Source organism: Streptomyces sp. NPDC059455 (assembly GCF_042750115.1).
Classification (GTDB): Bacteria; Actinomycetota; Actinomycetes; order Streptomycetales; family Streptomycetaceae; genus Streptomyces; species Streptomyces endocoffeicus.
This window is the reverse complement of record NZ_JBHYVB010000134.1, coordinates 10,952-32,360: the sequence shown is the minus strand read 5'-3', so window position 1 is coordinate 32,360 and position 21,409 is coordinate 10,952. Positions and strand designations below refer to the sequence as shown.

Genomic DNA, 21,409 nt, shown 5'->3' with positions numbered 1-21,409 from the left:
GCCCGGGAGCGCTCGATCCGCTCCCGGGCCGCTTCGCCGCCGATCACCGTGTTCGACGCGGCCCGGCCGGGCGGGCCGGTGACCAGAGAGAGGCGACATGGCAGCGGAGAACGGTACGCCCGGCGCCGGGCGGCGACTGGCGGTGCTCGGAGCGGGGGTGATGGGCTCGGGCATCGCCGCGCTGGCGGTCGGGCACGGGATCGCGGTGTCGCTGATCGACCCGGACCGGCGACGGCTGGACGAGGCCCCGGCGAAGATCGACCACCAGGTACGGATGGCGCGGCTGATGGGCGCGCTGCCCGAGGAGGCCGTCCCCGGCGCTCTCGTCACCGGCCCGTCGCTCGCCGACCTGCCGGCGGCCGACGACACGGCCCCCACCGCGGTGATGGAGGCGGTCACCGAGGACCCCGACGCCAAGGCGAAGGTCCTCGCGGATGTGTCCGCGCTGGTCCCGCCGGGCACCCCGATCATCTCCAACACGTCGTCGATTCCCATCGACGAGCTGACCCTGGCGACGGCACGGGCGGTCGATCTGATCGGCACCCACTTCATGAATCCGCCCTACCTGATCCGGACGGTCGAGGTCATCCGGGGCACCCACACCGGCGAGGCGACCCTGGACGCGTTGCGGGCGCTGCTCACCGCGCTGCGCCGGCAGCCGATCGTGGTCGACGACGCACCGGGGTTCGTCACCAGCCGGATCCTGCACCCCATGATCAACGATGCGGTCCGCGTGGTGGCGGCGGGTACCGCGAGCGCCGAATCGGTCGACCGGCTCATGCAGGGCTGCCTGGGGCACCCGACGGGCCCGCTGCGCACCGCCGACCTCATCGGTCTTGACAACCTGGTCGACTCGCTGTGGGTGCTGCACAGCCGGACCGGTGACGAAGGGTGCCGTCCCTGCGATTTGCTGCTGGAGCTGGTGCGAGCCGGCCACCTCGGCCGCAAGAGCGGGCGCGGCTTCTACGAGTACGAGGGAGAACAGGCATGACCACGTCATCCGATCAGCCGGTGCCGGAATCCAGCACCGTCCAGACGGAAATGCTGGGGTTCCTGGCGAAGCGTACGGGGACGACCTGGGCGACCGACAAGGACGTCTTCGGCTCCGGCGGACTGTCCTCGCTCTTCGCCATGGAGCTGGTGGTGCATCTGGAGAAGTCGTACGGCATCGCCATCCGCGGCGCCGACCTGCGGATGGAGAACTTCCGCACCGTGCGGCGGATGGCCGCGCTGGTCGAACGGCTCCGGCGGCCCGCCCCCGGCGGCTCCGGTGCGTGAACCCGTCGCCGCGGCGGCCTCGGCGGTCACCGAACTGGTCGGCGACCGGGCGTCCGACTGGGACCGGGCGGGCCGGCTGCCCGAGGACCTGGTGCGGAAACTCGGCGCCGCCGGGCAGCTCTCGGCCCAGATCCCGGCGAGGTACGGCGGACCGGGGTGGAGCAGCGCGGACAACGGCGAGTTCACCGCCCATGTCGGCAGTCTGTGCGGCTCGCTGCGGAGCGTCATGACCTCTCAGGGCATGGCCGCGTGGACCGTGGAACGGCTCGGTGACCCGGCGCAGGCGGCGGAGCTGCTGCCGCGGCTCGCCTCGGGCGAGACGGCGGCCGTGGCCTTCAGCGAACCCCAGGCGGGCAGCGACCTGTCGGCCATCGAGACCACCGTCACCGTCGACGGGGACACCCTGCTGCTCAGCGGCCACAAGAAGTGGGTGACCGCCGCCGACCACGCCGATCTCATCCTGGTCGTCGCCCGGATGGACGAGGGAGGCGCCGTGGTGGTCGTGGACCGCACCGCCCCCGGGGTGCGGGTGCGGCGGGTGGCCGATCCGCTGGGCTGCCGGGCGGCCGGGCACGCGGAAGTCCGGCTGGACGACGTGCGGTTGCCGCTCAGCAGGCTGCTCGGCGGCGGTCGGCAGCCGCTGTCCCTGCTCGTGACGACCGCCCTGGCCTACGGCCGGATCTCCGTCGCCTGGGGCTGTGTCGGAATCCTGCGGGCCTGTGTGGCGGCGGCCGTCGAGCACGCCGGATCCCGGCACCAGTTCGGCCGGCCGCTGGGGCAGCACCAGCTCGTCGCCCGGCACCTGGCCGACCTGTGGACCGCCGAGCAGCTCTCCACCCGGGCCTGTGAGCACGCCAGCCGCTGCTGGGACGACAACGACGCCGACCTGGTCCCCGCCATCGTGCTGGCGAAGTACGTCAGTGCCACGCACGCGGCCAAGGGCGCGGCCGCCGCGGTCCAAGTGCTCGCGTCGGCCGGGGCGCAGGACGGTCATGTCGTCGCGCGGGCGTACCGCGATGCCAAGCTCATGGAAATCATCGAGGGCAGCAACGAGGTGTGCCAGCTGATCCTGGCCGACCACGCGCTCACAAGGAGCCGAATATGAGCGACAGCAGCGCCCCGCTCCCGCCCGCGACCGTGAAGTGCCTGGTCTGGGACCTCGACAACACGCTCTGGCACGGCACGTTGCTGGAGGACGAGACCGTCGTGCTGCCCGAGGCGATCCGGGAGGTGATCGTCGGCCTGGACGCACGGGGCATACTCCAGTCGGTGTCCAGCCGCAACGACCACGACCTCGCCTGGGCACAGCTGGAGGCGCTCCGCGTCGCCGACTACTTCGTCGTGCCGGAGATCGGCTGGGGGCGCAAGTCGGAGGCGGTACGCCGGATCACCGAGCGGTTGAACTTCGCTCCGTCCACCATCGCCTTCATCGACGACCAACCGGCCGAGCGGGCCGAGGTCGCCTACCATCTGCCGGACGTGCGCTGCTACCCGGCGGAGGACGCCGCGACACTGCTCGACCTGCCCGAGTTCAGCCCGAGGTCGGTGACCGTCGACTCGCGTCGGCGCCGGACGATGTACCAGGCCGGCTTCCGGCGCACGGCCGAGCAGGAGCGGTTCACCGGCCCGCACGAGGACTTCCTCCGCTCGCTGGACATGGTGATGCGCATCGAACGGGCCACCGAGGACGAGCTGTCGCGGGTCGAGGAACTGACCCTGCGCACCAGCCAGATGAACGCGACCGGGGTGCACTACCCGGACGAGGCGCTGCGCGCGCTTCTCGCCCACCCCAGCCATGAGGTCCTGGTCACGACGCTCACCGACCGCTTCGGATCGCATGGTGCCGTGGGTGTGCTGCTGCTCGAGAAGCACAAGGAGGCATGGCACCTCAGGCTGCTCGCCACCTCGTGCCGGGTGGTGGCGTTCGGGGCCGGGACGATGATCCTCAGCTGGCTGGTCGACCAGGCGGGCCGGGCCGGTGTCCACCTGCTGGCGGACTTCCGCCCCACCGACCGCAACCGGATGATGGAGATCGCCTACCGGTTCGCCGGTTTCGACGAGCAGCCCTGCGGCTGCCGGGGGCCGGTCGCCGGGAGTTCCGGCGAGGACGTCCAGCTGCTGCACCTCGTGCCCGAGCGACGGGCCGCCCCCACGATGGCCCGGCTCGTCGCTCCGGACCTCACCGACCGCCGGGCACCGGTCACCTCCGGCGGACCAGAGTGATGCCGTCGGCCATCGGGAGCATGCTCACGTCGACCCGCTGGTCGTCCCGGATCATGGCATTGAGCTCACGAACACCGGCGGTGTCCGCGTCATCGGCGAGGGAGTCGATGACCCGGCCGGAGAAGAGCGTGTTGTCCACCACCACCAACCCGCCCGGCCGCACGAGCCGCAACGCCAGCTCGTAGTACCGCGGATAATTCGCCTTGTCGGCATCGATGAAAACGAGACCGAAACTGCCGGAGAAACCGCCGTCGAGCATCTTCTGGAGAGTTTCGGTCGCCGGACCGATACGAACCTCGATCCGCTCGGAAATTCCCGCTCGCCGCCAATAATCGGCACCGATCTCCGACCACCGATCGGTTATGTCACAGGTGATCAGTCTCCCGTGGTGCGGAAGAGCGCGAGCCATGCACAGGGTGCTGTAGCCGGTAAAGGTGCCGATCTCCAGCACATCCGCGACTCCGGTCGCCGCGACCAGAAACGCGAGGAACTGCCCCTCTTCGGCCATGACCTGCATCGTTTCCCCACCGGGCAGCTCCGCGGTCATCCGGCGCAGATCGCGCAGAATCTCATCTTCCCTCAGCGAGAAGTCCCTCAGATATGCGAGAAGTTCCGATCCGGCCGCAATTTGATTCGCCATATCGAAAATGGTAGGTGAGATTTCACAGGGACTCAATATCGCGGTCGTGGTCATGGCCCGGAAGACGTTGTGTCAGGACGTGCGCGCGTGCGTTCAGTTCCTCCGTGGACACGACGCACAGACCGACGAGCACGTCCTCCAGGGCGGCCAGCCAGAGCCGGTAGTAGTGATACGGCCCGTCCTGCGTCGGAGCGGTCTCCCGGGCCGCGATCCGGGCGATCAGCGCGGCCTGGAACCGCGGCCAGGTGAACGCGCCCGCCTCGTACAGGGTGACGGCCATGGCGAAGGCGCGGCCCTCCCAGGGCTCGGCGAACACCAACTCGCCGTTGGCGCGCGGCGGTGCGGCCGGGCCCTCGATGTCCAGCGGCGCGGTCATGGCGCCGCCACCTTGGCCACGCCGACCATCGCGTCCCGGGTCACCAGCGGCACGAGTTGTTCCTCGGACAGGTGCTCGGTACCTGCCGGACGCTCGGGGAGGACGAACCAGCGCACCTCACTCGTGGAATCGTGGACGGTGATCCGCACGTCGTCGTCGAGTTCGAGTCCCATCTCGGACAGCACCGTGCGGGGCTCCTTCACCACCCGTGCGCGGTAGGCAGGGTCCTTGTACCAGCTCGGCGGCAAGCCGAGCACCGGCCACGGGTAGCACGAGCACAGGGTGCACACCACCACGTTGTGGGTGGTCGCGGTGTTCTCCACAACAACGATGTGCTCGGCCTGCGCCCCTGAGTAGCCAAGCTCCTTGATGGCCGCCGTGCCATCGTCGAGCAGCCGCCGCCGGTAACCCGGGTCGGTCCAGGCCCTGGCGACGACCTTGGCGCCGTTGAGCGGGCCCACGTTGGTCTCGTAGGTGGTGATCACCCCGTCCAGCACCTTGGGGTCGATCAGGCCCCGTTCGGTGAGCAGTTGCTCGAGCGCCTCGGTACGCAGGGCCGCGGGAAGGGTCTCGCCCGCCCCGCCATCGGTGGCTGTCATGAGGTGGTCTCCAGGTAGCTCTCGAACAGCTCGACGGTGAGCGCGAAGGGTTCGGCGTCGGCGCCCCACAGCTCGCGTGAGGCGAATCGCACCGAGTAGACGTGCTGCGGATGCTCGCCCTGGAAGTGGGCGTTGGTGTCCGGCAGTACGAAAGCGGGCTGCACGATCTCGACGATCCCGGTGTGTCCCCGTACATAGCCCGGCAGCCGGGTGTGTCCGGGCACCGGCATGGCCTTGGCCCGTACGCGCTCGCCGACCGCGAAGGCGGGCGCGGTGGCCACGGAACGCAGCGAGCCCTCGGCGGTCGGCGCGTAGTCGGGTACCGCGGGCTCGGGGATCGGCGGCTCCGCCACGTGTTCGCCCCGTAGGTTGCGGGCACGGGCGTCGATGGCACCCGGCGCCAGGATGGCGCTGTCGGTGAGCATCAGCTCCGCGCCGTTGAGCCATCGCCCGTAGTAGCCGTCGTTCAGGTAGGCGGCTCGGTCCAGACGCTCGAGCGCGTGCCGGAAGGCGTCCAGGTTGACCCCGCCGTACGCGATGCGGCCGGAGAGACTCGCCAGCGCGAACGCCCGGCCCTGCCAGGGCTCCTCGAAGACCGGCTCATCACGCCTCGGCGGATGAACGGGACCCCATCCCGGGGTACCGCCCATATCGGCGATCCCCTCCATGGCACCACTCCCCAAACGCGAACATAATGGACTAGATGGCTCGAATCGTATATGCCAGGTGTCATCCGTGCCGCGTTCCGTACGCTGGCGGCATGCGCATGCGCCCCACTTTGAGCTGGACCCCTGCCGAGGACCTGCCGCCGGGCAGCACGGATCCGGAACCGGTCGCCGACGCGCTGAGCACCGGCGGTGTACTGGTGCTGAGCGGTGCGGGCATCTCCACGGAGTCGGGCATCCCCGACTACCGGGGCGTGGGCGGGAGCCTGAGCCGGCACACCCCGATGACCTACCAGGACTTCACGGCCGACGCCTGGGCCCGGCGCCGGTACTGGGCCCGCAGCCACCTCGGCTGGCGCACCTTCGGCCGCGCCCGTCCCAACGCCGGGCACCGGGCCGTGGCCGCGTTCGCGCGGCACGGCCTGCTCTCGGGCGTGATCACCCAGAACGTCGACGGCCTGCACCAGGCGGCCGGCAGCGAGGGCGTCGTGGAACTCCACGGAAGCCTGGACCGGGTCGTCTGCCTCTCCTGCGGCACCTTCAGCCCGCGCCGCGAACTCGCCCGGCGGCTGGAGGAGGCCAACGCGGGCTTCGAGCCGGTGGCCGCCGGAATCAACCCGGACGGCGACGCCGACCTCACCGACGAACAGGTCGGGGACTTCCGCGTGGTGCCCTGCACGGTCTGCGGCGGCATCCTCAAACCCGATGTGGTGTTCTTCGGCGAAGCCGTTCCGCCGAAGCGCGTCGAGCACTGCCGCGAGCTGGTCCGCGAGGCGGCCTCGCTGCTGGTCCTGGGCTCCTCACTGACGGTGATGTCCGGACTCCGGTTCGTCCGCCAGGCGGCCCGGGACGGAAAGCCGGTGCTGATCGTCAACCTGGACCCGACCCGGGGCGACCAGCACGCCATCACCCGGGTCGCACTCCCCCTGGGAACAACCCTCACCGCCGTGGCCGGCCGGCTGGGCATCCCCGGTCAGTAGGATGTGGCGGACACCCACCCGCCCCTACCGCCTGACCACGATCTCCCGTTTGAGGATTTTGCCGGTCGCCCCCTTGGGGAGCCCGTCGGTGATCGTGACGATCCGCGGGTACTTGTACGCGGCAACCCGCTGTTTGACGTAGTCGCGTATCTGATCGGCGGTGGTCTGTGCACCATCCCGGAGCGTTACCACGGCGGCCACCTCCTCCCCGTGGGTCTTGTGCGGCACGCCGACGACAGCGGCCTCGGCGACGGCGGGGTGTTCGTAGAGCACCTCCTCGATCTCGCGCGGATAGACGTTGTACCCACCGCGGATGATGAGGTCCTTCTTCCGGTCGACGATGAAGTAGTAGCCGTCCTCGTCGACACGGGCGAGGTCGCCGCTGTGGAACCACCCGTCCCGGATGGCCTCCGCGGTCGCGCCCGGACGGTTCCAGTACCCCCTCATCACGTTTTCGCCGCGGATCGCGATCTCACCGACCTCGCCCGGCCCGGCCGTGGTGCCATCGTCCGCGACGAGCATGAACTCGACCCCGCGGATGGGGAGACCGATCGAACCGGCCTTGGTCGGCCGGTCCGGAGGGTTGAACGAGGCGACCGGCGAGGTCTCCGAGAGGCCATAGCCCTCCAGCACGGTGGCGCCGAATTCCCGTTCGAAGCCATGCAGCACTTCGACCGGCAACGCGGCACCCCCGGAGACGGCCAGGCGCATCCGCGAGAGGTCGTAGCCGTCGGGGATCGCGGTGTGCAGCAGGGCCGTGTACATCGTGGGGACACCCAGGAAGACGGTGACCCCGTCCCGGTCCATGATTTCCAGCGCCTTGGCGGGCTCGAACCGCGGCAGCAGGGTCAGCGTGGCGCCGGCGGCGACGGCGGTGTTGAGAGCGCAGGTCTGTCCGAAGGCGTGGAACATGGGCAGGCCGCCGAACAGTACGTCGTCCGGCCCGATGTGGAGCACCGTCTCGACCGTGGTGGCCGTGTTGGTCATCAGGTTGCGGTGGGTCAGCTCGGCGCCCTTCGGGGTTCCCGTGGTGCCCGAGGTGTACAGGATCACGGCGGTGTCGTTCTCACCCCGATCGACGATCCCGGGCATCGGTGCGGTGGCCCGCACGAGATCGTCGAATGCCGCGGGGTCGATGACCAGGCACTCGGCGCCGACCTCTGCCGCGGCCATCATGACCTCGGCCGCGCACAGTGGGAACGTCACCACGGTGCGGGACCCGGAATCCCGGAGCAGGTACGCGATTTCGCGGGCCTTCAGCAGCGGGTTCATCGGCACCACTACGCCGCCCGCGCGGAGGATGCCGTAGTACACGACGGGGAAAGGGATGACGTTGGGCATGACCAGCGCGACGCGATCGCCCGGTCGCATGCCCCTGGCGCGCAACAGCGTGGCGAACTGGGCACCGGCGTCGTTCAGTTGGGCATAGGTGAGGGCGGTCTCGCCCTGGCGGATGGCGGCTCGTCGCCCGTCGGCCCAGGCGGATTCCGCCAGGAGTACGGCGAGGTTGTTCATATGGTTCCCCTCCCCGCCGCCACTGCCGGGGCGGTCGGTGATGTGAACGCCGGGTGGCGAGCTCTCACGGTGGTGCAACGTTAGGTCGCGCCGCACCGCACTGCTTGACCTGGCGTGACGGGTGACTTACCAATTGGGGACAACCCCTGGAGTGCGCCCATGAAGCCCCTCGTCCGCAACGCGGCGCTGAACAGCTACGTCGAGCTCAGCCGGTCGCTCGGCATCGACCCCCGGGACCTGATGAAGCGGGTGGGTCTGGACCCGGTCGGCCTCGCGGTCCAGGACAGATGGATCTCCGGGGTGGCCGTGACCCAGCTGTTCGAGCTCTCGGCGGCGGCCTCGCACCGCGAGGACTTCGGCCTGCTCCTGGCCGAGCGCCGCCGCCTCTCCAACCTCGGCCCCATCAGCCTGGTCATACGCGAGGAGCCGGATGTCCGGAGCGCGCTCGAGCTTCTCGTCCGCCACGAGTACACATACAACGAGATGCTCCACAGCCGGCTCTCCGAGGCGAGTGGCCTGGCCACCCTCAAAGTGGCGCTGGAGCCGGGTGGTGAGGCCAGGCCGGCCCGCCAGGCCATGGAGCTGGCCGTGGGGGTGTTCCACCAGGTCCTCCGCGGTTTCCTCGGCGCTCGGTGGCAGCCGGTGTCCGTGTGTTTCACCCACGGCGCGCCGGCGGACACCGGGACACATCGGCGCACCTTCGGCCCGGTGGTGGAATTCGACCGGGAATTCAACGGGATCGTCTTCTACGCCAGTGATCTCAACGTTCCCAACCCCATGTCGGATCCGCTGCTCCACACCTACGCGCGGCAGTATTTCGACTCCATCGCGGTCTCGAGGGACACGACCGTACCGGACCGCGTGCGCGAGCTGATCGAAGTTCTGCTGCCGACCGGGCGCTGTTCGATCGAGCAGGTCGCCTCCAGCCTCGGCGTCGACCGGAGAACCGTCCACCGGCACCTGTCGGCCTCGGGCGAGTCGTTCTCCTCCCTCCTGAACGCGACGCGCACTCAGCTCGCGGAGCAGCTCGTGGCGAACCAGCGCCGCTCGTTGACCGAGATCTCCGGGCTGCTGGGGTTCGCCGCGCCGAGCGCCTTCTCACGGTGGTTCGGCCAGCGGTTCGGTTGCAGCCCCAGGGAGTGGCGCAACCGGCGAACGAGGCAGCGGCACTCGGGCGAGGAGTGACCACCAGGCGACGCCGGTCCGGGACGCCGGTCCGGGACGCCGGTCCCCAAGTGATAAGTCGGATGTCACCGACGGTAAAGCGGGTGGCGTAACCGGCCCTTAACGTTGCCTTACCGCAACGGACACCGCAGGCCTCACCAGGGCGAGCGGAGACCCCGTCCGCGGCCGCATGCTCCCCGCCGGGACCCCGCTGATCGTATCCGGGCCCCTGGCGAACCCGGGAATCCCATCCGCAATCCCGCTTCGATCCCCGCCGTCCTGCTCAGCTCTCGCATCGCGGGCAGTGACGCATATGGCGCGGCGGGTGAAGACCATCCGACAAAGGAGATGGACCGTGCACTTCTTCGATGACTCCCTGTACCCGGAGAACCAGGAGAAGCTGGTCATCCAGGCCGCGCCCTACGGGCCGGAGTGGCTGCCCGGCGATGCCGACGACCTCCCGCTCACGATGGACGAGCACGTCCAGGCGGCGATCGACTGCTACCAGGCCGGCGCCACCGTGCTGCACATTCACGTACGCGAGCTGGACGGCCGCGGCTCCAAGCGCATGTCCATGTTCAACGAGCTGATGGCCCGGCTGCGCGAGGCCGTGCCGGACATGGTCCTGCAGATCGGCGGGTCGATCTCCTTCGCCCCCGAGGACGAGGGCTCCGACGCGAAGTGGCTCAGCTACGACACCCGCCACATGCTGGCCGACATCACCCCCAGGCCGGACCAGGTGACGATCGCGATCAACACCAACCAGATGAACATCGTCGAGCTCTTCGACGACGAGGACATCGAGGGCACCTCGATCGCCAAGCAGTCGTACTACCAGGCCTACCGGGACATGGTGGTCGAGGCCGGTCCGGAGTTCTACCTCGAGCACCTCGAGCGGCTCCGCGACAACGGCATTCAGCCGCATTTCCAGCTCGCCAACATGGCACAGCTGGAGACCGTGGAACGGCTGATCCGCAAGGGGGTGTACAACGGCCCGCTGGTGCTCAACTACGTCGCGATCGGCGGCGGGTTCGCCGGCCGGCACCCGGCCGACCTGGTCGAGTTCATCCGCCGCGTCCCGGACGGGGCGGTGCTCACGATCGAGGCCTCCATGCGCGCGGTGGCGCCGATGAACGCGATCGGCATCGCCCTGGGCACCCATGTGCGGGTGGGCAACGAGGACAACCTGTGGCGGCACAAGGGCGAGCGGATCTCCTCGGTGGAGCAGGTCGAGCAGATGGTCCGGATCGCCCAGGCGCTCGGTCGTGAGATCGCCACCGGGCAGGAGGCGAAGAAGATCTACAAGCTCGGCGAATGGTACGGGGACACCGACGAGACCCTGGCTCGGCTCGGCATGGTGCCCAACCGCCGCCCCGGCCGGCGCGGCTCCATGCTGCGCGACGTCGAGAACTGACCCCACCACACCACGAGAACACGAGCAACGGAGCAATTCATGGCACACGCCACTCGCTTCCACGAAACCGGGGGCCCCGAGGTACTCCGGTGGGAGGCCATGGCCGTCGGCGACCCAGGTCCTGGTGAGGTACGCGTCCGGCATGTCGCCGTCGGACTCAACTTCGCCGACACCTACTTCCGTACCGGGCTGTATCCCGCGCCGCTCCCCGCGGGGCTCGGTGTCGAGGGTTCCGGGGTGGTCGAGGCCGTGGGCGAGGGCGTGGCGCATATCGCCGAGGGTGACCGCGTGACGTACACCGGCAGCCCGCTGGGCGCCTACAGCACGGAGCGGGTCATGCCCGCCGACTCGCTGATCAAGCTGCCGGACGGGATCGACTGCGAGACCGCCGCGGCGATGACCATGCGCGGCCTCACCTCGGCCTATCTGCTGCGCAGGATCCACCCGCTCGAGTCCGGGGACACCGTACTGCTCCACGCGGCGGCCGGCGGTGTCGGGCTGATCTTCTCCCAGTGGGCGAAGCTGCTCGGGATCACCGTGATCGGCACGGTCTCCAGCGAGGAGAAGGCCGAGATCGCCCGCGCCCACGGCTGCGACCACATCATCCACTACCGCCGCGAGAACGTGGCCGAGCGGGTGCGTGAACTGACCGACGGCCAGGGTGTCCCGGTGGTCTTCGACAGCGTCGGCAAGGACACGGTCGCCGGGTCCATGGCGTCGCTGCGGCGCCGCGGTCTGCTGGTGTGCTTCGGCACGGCCTCCGGGGTGCCGCCTCTCGACGCCATGCAACTGGCCATCCACGGCTCGCTGTTCGTGACCCGGCCCGCGCTGGCCGACTACATCGCCGACCCCGCGGAGCGGAACGCCCTGGCGGGTGAGCTGTTCGGACATGTCGGGTCCGGACGCATCAAGATCCAGATCAATCAGCGCTACGCCCTGCCGGACGCGGCACACGCACACCGCGAGCTGGAGGCGGGACGGACGACGGGGTCGTCCGTCTTCGTCCTCTGAACACTCCGCGCCGCACACATCAGAGCACGTCAGCCCGCACATCAACCAAGGAGTGAGCACATGCCCCGCACCGTCCCCCCGAAGGAAGCCACGCCCGCCCTGGTGCGTCCGGGTGTCCTCCGCACCTCGATCAAGGTTGAGCCCCTCACCCGCACCATCGGGGCCGAGCTCTCCGGTGTGAACCTCGGCGACGCCTCGCGCGACGACGACCTGTTCTCCCAGATCAGGCAGGAGCTGCTGCGGTACAAGGTCCTCTTCCTGCGGGACCAGGACATCACCCGCGCCGAGCACGTCGCCTTCGCCGCGCGCTTCGGCGCGTTGGAGGACCACCCGGTGGCCGGCAGCGACCCGGACCACCCGGGGCTGGTCCGTATCTACAAGGACCTGGACAGCAAGCCGGAGCACTACGAGAACGCGCTCCACTGTGACGGGACCTGGCGCGAGTGCCCGTCCATGGGGGCCGTCCTGCGCTGCGTGGAAACGCCGGAGGTCGGCGGTGACACGATCTGGGTCAACATGGCCGAGGCCCACCGCAGGCTGCCCGAGCACATCAAGGCGCAGATCGCGGAACTGCGGGCACGGCACAGCATCGAGGCGACCTTCGGCGCCGTCATGCCGACGGAGCAGCGCCTCCAGCTGAAGGCGCGGTACCCGGACGCCGAACACCCGGTGGTGCGCATCCACCCGGAGACCGGTGAGCAGATCCTCTTCGTCAACAGCTTCACGACCCACTTCGTCAACTACCACACGCCCGGGAACGTGCGCTTCGGCCAGGACTACGCGCCCGGGGCGAGCCATCTCCTGAACTACCTGATCAGCCAGGCGGCCGTCCCCGAGTACCAGGTGCGCTGGCGCTGGCAGAAGAACAGCGTCGCCATCTGGGACAACCGCTCCACCCAGCACTACGCCGTCCAGGACTACTGGCCCGGCGTCCGCAAGATGGAGCGCGCGGGAATCACCGGCGACAGGCCGATCTGAGCCGCCGGCCAGAGACGAGAGAGGTGATGTCGATGAGACTTCACACGTCCGGCACGGTTCTGGCGGGCACGTCTCCCGCCGTACCGGCTGTATCCCGTGGGTACGCCTGGGTGGTGTTCGCACTGAGCTTTGGGCTTCTGCTGTCCGACTACATGTCGCGGCAGGTGCTCAACGCCGTCTTTCCCCTGCTGAAGGCCGAATGGCTGCTGTCGGATGCCAAGTTGAGCTCGCTCAGCGGCATCGTGGCCCTGATGGTGGGTGTGCTCACCTTCCCGTTGTCACTCCTGGCGGACCGCTGGGGCAGGGTCAGGTGTCTGGTGATCGCCGCGACCGTGTGGAGTCTCGCGACTCTGGGCTGCGCGCTGTCAGCGAGCTATGACCAGATGTTCCTGGGCCGGCTCATGGTCGGTGTCGGCGAAGCGGCCTACGGGAGCGTCGGGATCGCGGTGGTCCTCAGTGTCTTCCCCGTCGGACTGCGCGCCACGCTCTCCGGAGCGTTCATCGGTGGAGGCGCCTTCGGATCCGTGCTGGGCGTGTCGATCGGTGGCGTCGTGGCCCAGCACCTGGGATGGCGCTGGGCGTTCGGCGTGATGGGAATCTTCGGGCTGGTCCTGGCCGCGCTGTACGGGATCGTGGTCACCGAGAAGAGGCTGCGTTCGGCCACTCATGCCACGCATGGCGTGGCCGCTCATGCCACGCATGGCCGGCCCGCTCACGCCACGCAGAGCGCGCCCGCCGAACCGGCTCCCATCCGGGCTCTGCTGCCGCGGCTGGTCGCATCCGTCTCCGTGGTCTGTGCCTACATCGGCAGCGGGCTGCAGATGTTCATCGCGATGGCCCTGCTCGCCTGGATGCCCACCTTCCTCAATCGCTACTACTCCATGCCCACCGCGAAGGCCGGTCTGGTCGCCGGAGTCTTCGCGCTGATCACCGGCATCGGCATGATCGGCGGCGGGATGGTCGCGGACCGCGTCAGCCGGCGGGCCGGCGCGGGTAAGTGGACCGTCGCGACCATCTGCAGTCTCGGATCGTTCGTGCTGCTGACGGCCGGATTCCAGTTGCCGACGGGCGCGCCGCAACTCGTGCTGATCGGGGCCGGGGCCCTGCTGTCCAATGCCACGGCCGGACCCGCGGCCGCCATGGTGGCGAATCTGACCCCCGCGGCCATCGCGGCGACGGCCATGGCCACGCTCACCCTGGCCAACAGCCTGCTCGGGCTCGCCCCCGGGCCCGCGGTGACGGGCGTCCTCGCGGACCACGTGGGGCTGCTCGGCGCGCTGCGGGTGGTCCCCCTGGTCGCGGTCGCCGCCGGTGCGGCCTTCATCATCGGCAAGTCCTTCTACGAGAGGGATCTGCGCCGCTTGGGCATGCTGTCCGACGTGGCGCTCAGGACCCCGGAGCCGCGGTCATGAACCCCACCGGATCACCTGCGGTCGTGATCGTCCCCGGACTGCGCGATCACGTACCGGACCACTGGCAGACCATCCTCGCCGGCCGGCTCGGCGACGACGCCCGTACCGTTCCGCCGCTGGAATCCGGCAGGCTGAGCCGTGACGCCCAGGTCGCCGCCCTGGAGCGGGTGCTGTCGGACATCGATGGCCCGGTCGTTCTGATCGCCCACAGCGCCGGCGTGCTGACCACCGTGCACTGGGCGCGACAACACCAGCGCCCGGTCCGGGGCGCACTGCTGGCGGCGCCGCCGGACTTCGAAACGCCACTGCCGGAGGGCTACCCCACCCCGGAAGCCCTGCGTGAGAACGGCTGGACGCCGACCCCGCGGACACCCTTGCCGTTCCCCAGCATCGTCGCGGCGAGCACGAACGATCCCCTGGCCACGTTCGAGAGCGTCACCGGCCTCGCACGGGCATGGGGCGGCCACTTGGTGGACCTCGGACCGGTCGGGCACCTCAACCCGGCCGCGGGCTACGGCGCATGGCCGCGGGCCGAGGAGTTCATCCGCGAGCTCGGCCGAATCCCGCCCGCCCAGACCGTCTGACGTCTGACCCATGACGTAGGACGAGGTAAGACGTGGCTCCCCGCCGGCTCCCTCCTGCCCGCCCTCGGCAGGAGGGAGCCATTCCCACGACTTCACGGCCGGGCTCCCGCTCACAGGGAACCGGTCAGGAATTGGAGAAGGAGGCTGGTGGCCGAGACCACCACCCACAGGCAGCCACCGAGGATGAGCGGTCGGGGGCCGGTGCGGCGCAGTGCCGCGAGGTCGGTGGACAGGCCCGTCGCGGAGAGCGCGACGGTGATGAGGAAGACCGACAGCTCGCCGAGTCCGTGGTGGGCGGCAGCCGGGACGAAACCCAGGCTGTTCGCCGTGGTCATCAGCAGGAAGCCGATCAGGAACACGGGCACCAGCTTGACCACCCGAAGCCGGGGACGGGCCGTGGCCTCCGCCGCGGCACGGTTGCGGCGCCCCACCAGCCAGGCCAGTCCCAGGCAGATGGGGATGATCATGAGGCTGCGGGTGAGCTTGACGACGACCGCGTAGTCCGCCGCGGTCCGGCCGTAGCTGGTGGCGGCGGCGACCACGGAGGACGTGTCGTTCACCGCCGTCCCCGCGAAGAGGCCGAAGCTGTGCTGGCTCATCCCCAGGAGGTGGCCGAGCAGCGGGAAGGTGAGCACGGCGGCGACGTTGAACAGGAAGATGGTGGAGACCGCGTAGGCCACCTCGACCCCGGCCGCGCCGATGACCGGCGCGGTCGCCGCGATCGCCGACGCGCCGCAGACGCCCGTGCCCACGCCGATCAGGGTGCGCAGGTCCCCGACGATGCCGAGCCACCGGCCGATGCCGTACGCGGCGGTCAGGCAGACCGCCAACGAGCCGATCATCACCGGAATCGAGCCGACGCCCACCTGGACCATCTGGCCCAGCGACAGCTGCGAGCCCAGGACGACGACCGAGGCCTGCAGGCCCCACGTGCTCGCGAAACCGATGCCGGGACGCCACCGCGGTCCTGGTCTCTTCAGCGCGGCCAGCAGCACACCGAGGACGATCCCGGCCACCGGGCCGCCGACGAGCGGGAACATCTTCCCCACCGCCGTGCCCGCCACCGCGAGAGCCAGGACGAGGGCCAGACCGGGTACGAGAGAGGCCACGGCGGGCCGGGACGCCCGCGCCGGTTCGGCCTCCGGCCGGGCATCAGCCTCCGGCCGGGCAGGGACCGGACAGTCCAGATCTTCACTCATGGCCTTGACTCTGCTGCGCTCCGGACCACGGTTGTAGCCCCGAGATCGTGAGGAGGTCATAGCCAACGGGAATGAGTGCCGACCGGGTCCGCCCCCTACCCTGGAGCTATGAGCCAGTTGCCGGATCCGGAATCACTGCGGCTGCTCGTCCTGGTCGGAGACGTGGGGAGCCTGAGCGGTGCGGCGGCGCAGCTCGGTCTCACGCAGCCGTCGGCGAGCAAGCGGCTGTCCGTGCTGGAGCGCAGGCTGGGCCTGGTGCTGGTGAACCGGACGCGGCGGGGATCGCAGCTCACCGACGCGGGCCGGGCCGTGGCGGGCTGGGCGCAGCGGGTCCTGCAGGAGATGGAGGGGCTGCTGACCGGCACGGAGGCGCTGCGTACGAAGCGGGACGCCGAGCTGAGGGTGGCGGCCAGCATGACGGTGGCCGAGTGTCTGGTACCGGGCTGGATCGGCGAGCTGCGCCGCACCCGGCCGGAGTTGTACGTCGGTCTCCAGGTGACCAACAGCGAGCAGGTTCCGGAGCTGCTGCGCAGCGGAGCGGTGGACCTGGGGTTCGTCGAGTCACCGCGGGCCCCGGCTGGGCTGTCCGCCCGGCAGGTCGCCCGCGACCGGCTGCTCGTGGTGGTCGCCCCGGGGCACCCCTGGACGCGCCGCCGCCGCCCGCTGAGCGTCGCCGAGCTCGTGGCCGCGCCGCTGGTGCTGCGCGAACGCGGCTCGGGCACCCGCGAGACCCTGGACCAGGCTCTGCGCAAGGCCGGCCTGGGCGAACCGCTGCCGCTCCTGGAGCTGGGGTCGGCGACCGCCGTGCGCAATGCCGTGATCGCCGGAACCGGCCCGGCGGTGATCAGCGAGCTCGCGGTGGGGGCCGACCTCGCCGATGGCCGCCTGGTGTCGGTGGCGGTCGAGGGCCTCGAACTACGCCGTGACCTGCGAGCCGTCTGGGCTTCGGGACGCGTCCCCGTCGGCCCCGCGGCGGAGCTTCTGGCCGTGACGAGACGCCGCGGAAAGAAGGCCTGAGCCGCTGCGGGGCCGACGCGGCACAGGCGCCATCGGTCGGCGGCCAGGTCGGGGCCGGAGGTCAGCGGGGCATGACGGCGTCGGCCTGATCGTGCTGCGCGGCCGGGACGCGCTGCTGGACCGCGTCTCCCGCTCCCGGACGCCGCGGACGTGGACGCCGAGGGTTCCGCTGTTCGCGGCCTCGGCGGTGGTGGCCGGAGGGACCGTTGCCTCGGCGGTGGTGGCCGGAGGGGCCGTGGCCTCGGCGATTGCCGCGGGCCACCTCCTGGCTATGTGACCTCGCCGTGCGATTCGATGCGCTCGATCGTCTGCTCGCTCCATGCCCGGATGGCATCGGCCTGCTGCGGAGTGAGCGTGTCGAAGAAGTGGCGGCGGATGTTGCCGGCGTGCCCGGTGATGGCGCTCTGCACGGCACTACGCCCCTCGGCGGTCAGCTTGGTCCCGGTACGGCGGCCGTAGGCGCCGCTTTCGGTCCGTGCCACGAAACCGCGCTTCTCCATGCGGGTCAGCTGGTGCGAGACGCGGCTCTTCTCCCAGCCGAGCGACTCGGAGAGCTCGCCGACGCGCAGCTCGCGCCCGGCCGCGCGCCACAAGGTCATCAGCACGCTGAACTCGGCCTTCGAGATGCCGAAGTCACGTTGGAGGGCACGGTCGAGCTCCCGGGCGAGCAGCCGCTGCGCATGCGTCCAGGCGCCCCAGAGCTCCCACTCCTCGGGGTCCAGGTCGCGGGTCTCCGTCATGGCGGAAATCCTACCCGGCGGAGTCACGCAGTTGACGCATCAACACCACCCTCCTAGAGTTGATGCATCAACTGTGTGAGAGGGGCTCATCCGATGAGGACATTGGTGCGCGGCGGCATGGTGGTCAGCATGGACCCGGCCGTCGGCGATCTCCCGCAGGGCGACCTGCTCATCGAGGACGGCCGGATCGCGGCGATCGCCGCCGACGTGGACCCGGCCGACGCGGAGGTCGTCGACGCCCGCGGCAAGATCGTGATGCCCGGTTTCGTCGACACCCACCGGCACACCTGGCAGACCGCCTTCCGTGGCATCGGCGCCAACTGGACGTTCCACGAGTACGGCGTCGCCATGCACGGCACGCTCCGGCCGCACTACCGGCCGGAGGACGTGTACCTGGGCAACCTGCTGGGCCGGATCGAGGCACTGAGCTCGGGCGTCACGACCATGCTCGACTGGTTCCACTGCTCCGACCGCCCGGAGAACGCCGACGCCGCGATCCAGGCGCTGCGTGACGCGCCCGGCCACTCGGTGTTCTGCTACGGCGCGGGAGTCGCCGACGAGTCGATCGCCACCGAGGTCAAGCGCGTGCGATCCCAACTGCCGGACGAGGGCATGGCGTTGGGCCTGCGCGGTCCGCAGCGGAGCTCGATGGACACCACCGCGGACGATGTCGCACTGGCACGGGAACTCGGGCTGCGGGTGAGCGTCCACGTACACGCCGCCACGGGCTGGCCCAGCGGTGAGCGCCCCATCGCGGACATGCGTGACCGCGGACTGCTGGATGACCGCACGACCTTCGTGCACGGCAACGGCATCTCCGACGACCAGGTGGCGATGATGGCCGACGCGGGCTGCTCGGTGTCGATCAGCCCGGACGTCGAGCTGAAGATGGGCTTCGGCTGGCCCGAGACCGGCCGCATGCTGGCCGCCGGGATCCGCCCCTCACTGTCCGTCGACGACTGCCCGTCCGCCGGCGGCGACATGTTCGCCACCATGCGCACGGCGTTCTCCGTTCAGCGCGGCCTGAACGGCGGCCTCACGGCGCGGGACTTCGTCGAATTCGCCACGTTGGACGGCGCCCGCACTTGTGGACTCGACGCCCGGACGGGCAGCCTCAGTGTCGGCAAGGACGCCGACTTCATCCTCCTCGACGCCGAGGACCTCACGGTCTTCCCGGTCACGGATCCCATCGGCACGATCGTCTCCGCCGGTCATCCCGGGCTGGTGGACAGCGTCTTCATCGCCGGAAAGCCGGTCAAGCGAAACGGCCGGCTGCTCGACGGCGACCTGCCGGCCTTGCGCACCCGGCTGCTGGAGTCCCGCGCCAGGGTCGCCGCGGCGGCAGGCGTGCCGCTCGACGGGTCCTGGGCACCGACGGCGAGCGCGCCGGGGCGTTGATCAGTCGCAAGCGCGGCCGGGACGGATGCGGGCGAGGTGGCGAGCCGGCGGCCGTTCGGCGTTCGCATGCCTCTTCAGACTTCTTCTCGCCTCGATTACCGTGCGCGCTCACAGCTTCAGTCCTCACCCGCGCGATGTCCCGCCACGCCGAGGAGCCGACCGCTGCGACGTCTCGGCCAGCGGAGATCGGAGTGTTCGGAGTGACCGCGTACAGATCCGGCCGCCGCACCCTGAAGGTCACCTTGCTCACGATGGTGGTCGCCCTGGCCGTCCCTCTGCTCCCCGTGCCCACGAGCGCCTCCGCCACGAACGCCTCCGCCGCGAACGCGCTCAGCATGCGCGGCGCCGACGTGTCGACCGCACAGCGAGCTCTTGACCTGGGCGCCAAGTACTACGACGCGAACGGCGACGCCAAGGACCCGCTCGACATCCTCAAGGGCGCCGGCGTGAACTACGTCCGTCTGCGGATCTGGAACAACCCCGCCAGTGGCTACAACAGCAAGGCCAAGGTGCTGTCGTACGCGAAGACGGTCAAGGCCAAGGGCCTCAAGCTGCTGATCGACTTCCACTACTCGGACACCTGGGCCGACCCGGGCAAGCAGTACAAGCCCGCGGCCTGGACCGGCCACGGCATCGGCCAGTTGCAGACCGACGTCTACAACTACACCTACGACGTCTGCAACAGCCTCAAGTCCCAGGGCACCGCCCCGGACAGTGTGCAGATCGGCAACGAGATCAACGTCGGCATGCTGTGGGACGACGGCAAGGTGATCAACAACGACTTCACCAACCTCAGCCTGCTGCTCAAGGCGGGCTACAACGCGACCAAGTCATGCAACAGCGGCACTCAGGTGATCATCCACACGGCGGACGCGGACAGTGACGCGCACGCGCGCTGGTTCTACGACGGGATCAAGGCCAAAGGCGTCAACTGGGACATCACCGGGCTGTCCTACTACTGCATGTGGCACGGCTCGTTGTCCACCATGTCCAACGTCGTCGCCGACATGAAGTCCCGGTACGGCAAGGACGTGGTCCTCGCCGAGACGGCGTACCCCTTCACCTCGGCGAACGCCGACAGCACCGGCAACTCGGTCACCTCCGGGTGCTCGGGATACCCGCTCACCTGGACGGGCCAGGCCGCCAACTTCTCCGATGTGCGGAACACCGCCCGCAACGCCGGCGCGATCGGGGTCTTCTACTGGGAACCGACCTGGTACGCGGTCCCCGGCAACGGCTGGGACCCGGCCGACATCAACAACAGCGGAAACGGCTGGGACAACATGGCCCTCTTCGACTGGACGGGCCACCTGAACCCGAACGTCAGCTGGAGCCCGTAGCCGACGCGACGAGCCCCGTACCAACGGTGCCCGCGAATCCCACTATGACGTGTGTCAGCGGCGGCGCAGCCGCTTGTCGGTGATGGGCGGGGTGGGGGCGATGTAGAAGTCGTCGGGGTTGACATCGACACCGGGCGCGACGATCTCGTCGATCCGGTCGAGGATGTCGTCGCCGAGCTCCGTGTCGGCACCGGTCAGGAGATCGGTGAGGTGCTCCGGGTTGCGCGGACCGATCAGCACGGACGTGACCGCCGGGTGGGCGCGGACGAAGGCGAGGGCCAGGTGGGCGAGCGGCAGACCGGCTTCGGTGGCCAGCGCGGTGAGCTTCTGGACGGCCTCGGCCTTGGCCCTGACGCCTGGCCGGGACAGGTCGAACATCTTCGCGCCGAGCCCGGCGTTGCGGTGCCCCGTGGTGGGGTCGGCCCGGCCGGAGAGCCAGCCGGAGTTGAGCGGGCCGAAGGCCAGCACGCCCATGCCGTACCGCTGGGCGGTGGGCAGCACGCGGTTCTCCACGCCGCGGGTGAGGATGGAATAGGGGCACTGCTCGGTGCGCAGGGGGCGGTGGCCGCGGCGCTCGGCGGTCCACTGGGCTTCGACGGTCTCCTCGGGCGCGAAGAAGGAGCCGCCGACGGCGCGCACTTTCCCGGCGCGGACCAGGTCCGTCAGGGCGGCGAGGGACTCGTCGATGTCGGTGTCCGGGTCCGGGCGGTGCATCTGGTAGAGGTCGATGTGGTCGGTGTCCAGGCGGCGCAGGCTCTCCTCGACGGCGCGCCGGATCCAGCGAGCCGAGGCCCCCCCCCCGGTTGCGGCGGCGCCCCAAGCCCGCCCCCACTTGGTTGCCCGCACCCACCCCTCCCCCCGCCCCCTGAGGGCTAT

The 21,409-nt window shown here is 70.0% G+C and carries 23 protein-coding genes; 15 read left to right on the top strand and 8 right to left on the bottom strand.

The features are described 5' to 3' along the window. Positions 1-97: 97 nt before the first annotated feature. The 4 genes from ACFXB5_RS35990 to ACFXB5_RS35975 are packed head-to-tail and all read left to right on the top strand — an operon-like array spanning position 98 to position 3,501. Positions 98-991 carry a 3-hydroxyacyl-CoA dehydrogenase family protein gene (locus ACFXB5_RS35990; protein WP_385216153.1) on the top strand — a complete coding sequence of 298 codons (894 nt, stop codon included), beginning with the start codon at positions 98-100 and terminating at the stop codon, positions 989-991. After that, positions 988-1,278: an acyl carrier protein gene (locus tag ACFXB5_RS35985; protein WP_385216150.1), complete on the top strand. Its 291-nt coding sequence runs from the start codon at positions 988-990 to the stop codon at positions 1,276-1,278. Before ACFXB5_RS35990 ends, ACFXB5_RS35985 begins: the two co-directional genes overlap by 4 nt. Further along, entirely contained in the window at positions 1,271-2,383 is a 1,113-nt protein-coding gene (locus tag ACFXB5_RS35980; RefSeq protein WP_385216147.1) for an acyl-CoA dehydrogenase family protein, read from the top strand. The genes ACFXB5_RS35985 and ACFXB5_RS35980 overlap by 8 nt, the downstream gene beginning before the upstream one ends. Further along, entirely contained in the window at positions 2,380-3,501 is a 1,122-nt protein-coding gene (locus ACFXB5_RS35975) for an HAD-IIIC family phosphatase (RefSeq protein WP_385216144.1), read from the top strand. Before ACFXB5_RS35980 ends, ACFXB5_RS35975 begins: the two co-directional genes overlap by 4 nt. Here the strand turns inward: ACFXB5_RS35975 and ACFXB5_RS35970 are convergent. From ACFXB5_RS35970 to nthB, 4 genes are read right to left on the bottom strand one after another with little or no spacing between them, the layout of a single operon-like run. Next, positions 3,479-4,141, bottom strand: a complete 663-nt coding sequence (locus tag ACFXB5_RS35970; RefSeq protein ID WP_385216161.1) for an O-methyltransferase — start codon at positions 4,139-4,141, stop codon at positions 3,479-3,481. The two genes, ACFXB5_RS35975 and ACFXB5_RS35970, sit on opposite strands and share 23 nt — an antisense overlap. Before the next feature lie 22 nt (positions 4,142-4,163). Beyond that, positions 4,164-4,517, bottom strand: a complete 354-nt coding sequence (locus tag ACFXB5_RS35965) for a nitrile hydratase accessory protein (protein ID WP_385216141.1) — start codon at positions 4,515-4,517, stop codon at positions 4,164-4,166. Then, positions 4,514-5,116 (bottom strand): nitrile hydratase subunit alpha, encoded by a 603-nt coding sequence (gene nthA, locus ACFXB5_RS35960; protein ID WP_385216138.1) that lies wholly within the window; start codon positions 5,114-5,116, stop codon positions 4,514-4,516. Before nthA ends, ACFXB5_RS35965 begins: the two co-directional genes overlap by 4 nt. Next, positions 5,113-5,784 carry a nitrile hydratase subunit beta gene (gene nthB, locus ACFXB5_RS35955; protein ID WP_385216136.1) on the bottom strand — a complete coding sequence of 224 codons (672 nt, stop codon included), beginning with the start codon at positions 5,782-5,784 and terminating at the stop codon, positions 5,113-5,115. The genes nthA and nthB overlap by 4 nt, the downstream gene beginning before the upstream one ends. A 92-nt stretch (positions 5,785-5,876) precedes the next feature. Between nthB and ACFXB5_RS35950 the strand changes: the two genes are divergently transcribed. Further along, positions 5,877-6,761, top strand: a complete 885-nt coding sequence (locus tag ACFXB5_RS35950; protein ID WP_385216133.1) for an NAD-dependent protein deacetylase — start codon at positions 5,877-5,879, stop codon at positions 6,759-6,761. Between the two features lie 24 nt (positions 6,762-6,785). Here ACFXB5_RS35950 and ACFXB5_RS35945 read toward each other — a convergent pair whose 3' ends face one another. Continuing rightward, on the bottom strand, positions 6,786-8,276 hold the full coding sequence (locus ACFXB5_RS35945; protein ID WP_385216130.1) for a long-chain fatty acid--CoA ligase: 1,491 nt from the start codon (positions 8,274-8,276) through the stop codon (positions 6,786-6,788). A 159-nt stretch (positions 8,277-8,435) separates the two neighbouring features. On the opposite strand from ACFXB5_RS35945, the gene ACFXB5_RS35940 reads away from it, so the two are divergent. The 6 genes from ACFXB5_RS35940 to ACFXB5_RS35915 all read left to right on the top strand — a co-directional run bounded on the left by ACFXB5_RS35940 (position 8,436) and on the right by ACFXB5_RS35915 (position 14,839). Then, positions 8,436-9,461 (top strand): AraC family transcriptional regulator, encoded by a 1,026-nt coding sequence (locus ACFXB5_RS35940; RefSeq protein ID WP_385216128.1) that lies wholly within the window; start codon positions 8,436-8,438, stop codon positions 9,459-9,461. A gap of 334 nt (positions 9,462-9,795) precedes the next feature. Further along, positions 9,796-10,854, top strand: a complete 1,059-nt coding sequence (locus ACFXB5_RS35935; protein WP_385216125.1) for a 3-keto-5-aminohexanoate cleavage protein — start codon at positions 9,796-9,798, stop codon at positions 10,852-10,854. A 39-nt stretch (positions 10,855-10,893) separates the two neighbouring features. Further along, the gene (locus ACFXB5_RS35930) at positions 10,894-11,865 is read left to right on the top strand and encodes a quinone oxidoreductase family protein (protein WP_385216122.1); all 972 of its coding nucleotides are present in this window, start codon (positions 10,894-10,896) and stop codon (positions 11,863-11,865) included. Between the two features lie 60 nt (positions 11,866-11,925). Further along, complete coding sequence (locus ACFXB5_RS35925; RefSeq protein WP_385216120.1) at positions 11,926-12,843, top strand: TauD/TfdA dioxygenase family protein; 918 nt, start codon at positions 11,926-11,928, stop codon at positions 12,841-12,843. A 32-nt stretch (positions 12,844-12,875) separates the two neighbouring features. Next, entirely contained in the window at positions 12,876-14,255 is a 1,380-nt protein-coding gene (locus ACFXB5_RS35920) for an MFS transporter (RefSeq protein ID WP_385216117.1), read from the top strand. After that, positions 14,252-14,839, top strand: a complete 588-nt coding sequence (locus ACFXB5_RS35915; RefSeq protein WP_385216114.1) for an RBBP9/YdeN family alpha/beta hydrolase — start codon at positions 14,252-14,254, stop codon at positions 14,837-14,839. Before ACFXB5_RS35920 ends, ACFXB5_RS35915 begins: the two co-directional genes overlap by 4 nt. 110 nt (positions 14,840-14,949) lie before the next feature. Here ACFXB5_RS35915 and ACFXB5_RS35910 read toward each other — a convergent pair whose 3' ends face one another. Further along, complete coding sequence (locus ACFXB5_RS35910; RefSeq protein ID WP_385216112.1) at positions 14,950-16,038, bottom strand: YeiH family protein; 1,089 nt, start codon at positions 16,036-16,038, stop codon at positions 14,950-14,952. 108 nt (positions 16,039-16,146) lie between these two features. Between ACFXB5_RS35910 and ACFXB5_RS35905 the strand changes: the two genes are divergently transcribed. Both ACFXB5_RS35905 and ACFXB5_RS35900 read left to right on the top strand, forming a co-directional pair. Next, the gene (locus tag ACFXB5_RS35905; RefSeq protein WP_385216109.1) at positions 16,147-17,055 is read left to right on the top strand and encodes a LysR family transcriptional regulator; all 909 of its coding nucleotides are present in this window, start codon (positions 16,147-16,149) and stop codon (positions 17,053-17,055) included. A 91-nt stretch (positions 17,056-17,146) separates the two neighbouring features. Then, the gene (locus tag ACFXB5_RS35900) at positions 17,147-17,332 is read left to right on the top strand and encodes a hypothetical protein (RefSeq protein WP_385216107.1); all 186 of its coding nucleotides are present in this window, start codon (positions 17,147-17,149) and stop codon (positions 17,330-17,332) included. Here the strand turns inward: ACFXB5_RS35900 and ACFXB5_RS35895 are convergent. Beyond that, complete coding sequence (locus ACFXB5_RS35895; protein WP_385216105.1) at positions 17,325-17,795, bottom strand: MarR family winged helix-turn-helix transcriptional regulator; 471 nt, start codon at positions 17,793-17,795, stop codon at positions 17,325-17,327. The two genes, ACFXB5_RS35900 and ACFXB5_RS35895, sit on opposite strands and share 8 nt — an antisense overlap. Positions 17,796-17,888: 93 nt before the next feature. Between ACFXB5_RS35895 and ACFXB5_RS35890 the strand changes: the two genes are divergently transcribed. Next, positions 17,889-19,193, top strand: a complete 1,305-nt coding sequence (locus ACFXB5_RS35890; RefSeq protein WP_385216103.1) for an amidohydrolase family protein — start codon at positions 17,889-17,891, stop codon at positions 19,191-19,193. A 251-nt stretch (positions 19,194-19,444) separates the two neighbouring features. Further along, positions 19,445-20,533 (top strand): arabinogalactan endo-beta-1,4-galactanase, encoded by a 1,089-nt coding sequence (locus ACFXB5_RS35885; RefSeq protein WP_385216158.1) that lies wholly within the window; start codon positions 19,445-19,447, stop codon positions 20,531-20,533. Between the two features lie 54 nt (positions 20,534-20,587). On the opposite strand, the gene ACFXB5_RS35880 is transcribed toward ACFXB5_RS35885, so the two are convergent. Continuing rightward, positions 20,588-21,379, bottom strand: coding sequence for an aldo/keto reductase (locus ACFXB5_RS35880; protein ID WP_385216101.1), 792 nt, complete (start codon positions 21,377-21,379; stop codon positions 20,588-20,590). Between the last annotated feature and the right edge of the window lie 30 nt (positions 21,380-21,409).

What these genes read in the sequence shown, in the direction of transcription:
- ACFXB5_RS35915 (WP_385216114.1), top strand. Translation starts at nt 14,252, where the DNA reads ATGAACCCCACCGGATCACCTGCGGTCGTGATCGTCCCCGGACTGCGC.
- ACFXB5_RS35885 (WP_385216158.1), top strand. Translation starts at nt 19,445, where the DNA reads ATGGTGGTCGCCCTGGCCGTCCCTCTGCTCCCCGTGCCCACGAGCGCC.
- ACFXB5_RS35905 (WP_385216109.1), top strand. Translation starts at nt 16,147, where the DNA reads ATGAGCCAGTTGCCGGATCCGGAATCACTGCGGCTGCTCGTCCTGGTC.
- ACFXB5_RS35940 (WP_385216128.1), top strand. Translation starts at nt 8,436, where the DNA reads ATGAAGCCCCTCGTCCGCAACGCGGCGCTGAACAGCTACGTCGAGCTC.
- ACFXB5_RS35945 (WP_385216130.1), bottom strand. Translation starts at nt 8,276, where the DNA reads ATGAACAACCTCGCCGTACTCCTGGCGGAATCCGCCTGGGCCGACGGG.
- nthA (WP_385216138.1), bottom strand. Translation starts at nt 5,116, where the DNA reads ATGACAGCCACCGATGGCGGGGCGGGCGAGACCCTTCCCGCGGCCCTG.
- nthB (WP_385216136.1), bottom strand. Translation starts at nt 5,784, where the DNA reads ATGGAGGGGATCGCCGATATGGGCGGTACCCCGGGATGGGGTCCCGTT.
- ACFXB5_RS35910 (WP_385216112.1), bottom strand. Translation starts at nt 16,038, where the DNA reads ATGAGTGAAGATCTGGACTGTCCGGTCCCTGCCCGGCCGGAGGCTGAT.
- ACFXB5_RS35890 (WP_385216103.1), top strand. Translation starts at nt 17,889, where the DNA reads ATGAGGACATTGGTGCGCGGCGGCATGGTGGTCAGCATGGACCCGGCC.
- ACFXB5_RS35965 (WP_385216141.1), bottom strand. Translation starts at nt 4,517, where the DNA reads ATGACCGCGCCGCTGGACATCGAGGGCCCGGCCGCACCGCCGCGCGCC.
- ACFXB5_RS35895 (WP_385216105.1), bottom strand. Translation starts at nt 17,795, where the DNA reads ATGACGGAGACCCGCGACCTGGACCCCGAGGAGTGGGAGCTCTGGGGC.
- ACFXB5_RS35985 (WP_385216150.1), top strand. Translation starts at nt 988, where the DNA reads ATGACCACGTCATCCGATCAGCCGGTGCCGGAATCCAGCACCGTCCAG.
- ACFXB5_RS35990 (WP_385216153.1), top strand. Translation starts at nt 98, where the DNA reads ATGGCAGCGGAGAACGGTACGCCCGGCGCCGGGCGGCGACTGGCGGTG.
- ACFXB5_RS35930 (WP_385216122.1), top strand. Translation starts at nt 10,894, where the DNA reads ATGGCACACGCCACTCGCTTCCACGAAACCGGGGGCCCCGAGGTACTC.
- ACFXB5_RS35975 (WP_385216144.1), top strand. Translation starts at nt 2,380, where the DNA reads ATGAGCGACAGCAGCGCCCCGCTCCCGCCCGCGACCGTGAAGTGCCTG.
- ACFXB5_RS35970 (WP_385216161.1), bottom strand. Translation starts at nt 4,141, where the DNA reads ATGGCGAATCAAATTGCGGCCGGATCGGAACTTCTCGCATATCTGAGG.
- ACFXB5_RS35925 (WP_385216120.1), top strand. Translation starts at nt 11,926, where the DNA reads ATGCCCCGCACCGTCCCCCCGAAGGAAGCCACGCCCGCCCTGGTGCGT.
- ACFXB5_RS35950 (WP_385216133.1), top strand. Translation starts at nt 5,877, where the DNA reads ATGCGCATGCGCCCCACTTTGAGCTGGACCCCTGCCGAGGACCTGCCG.
- ACFXB5_RS35920 (WP_385216117.1), top strand. Translation starts at nt 12,876, where the DNA reads ATGAGACTTCACACGTCCGGCACGGTTCTGGCGGGCACGTCTCCCGCC.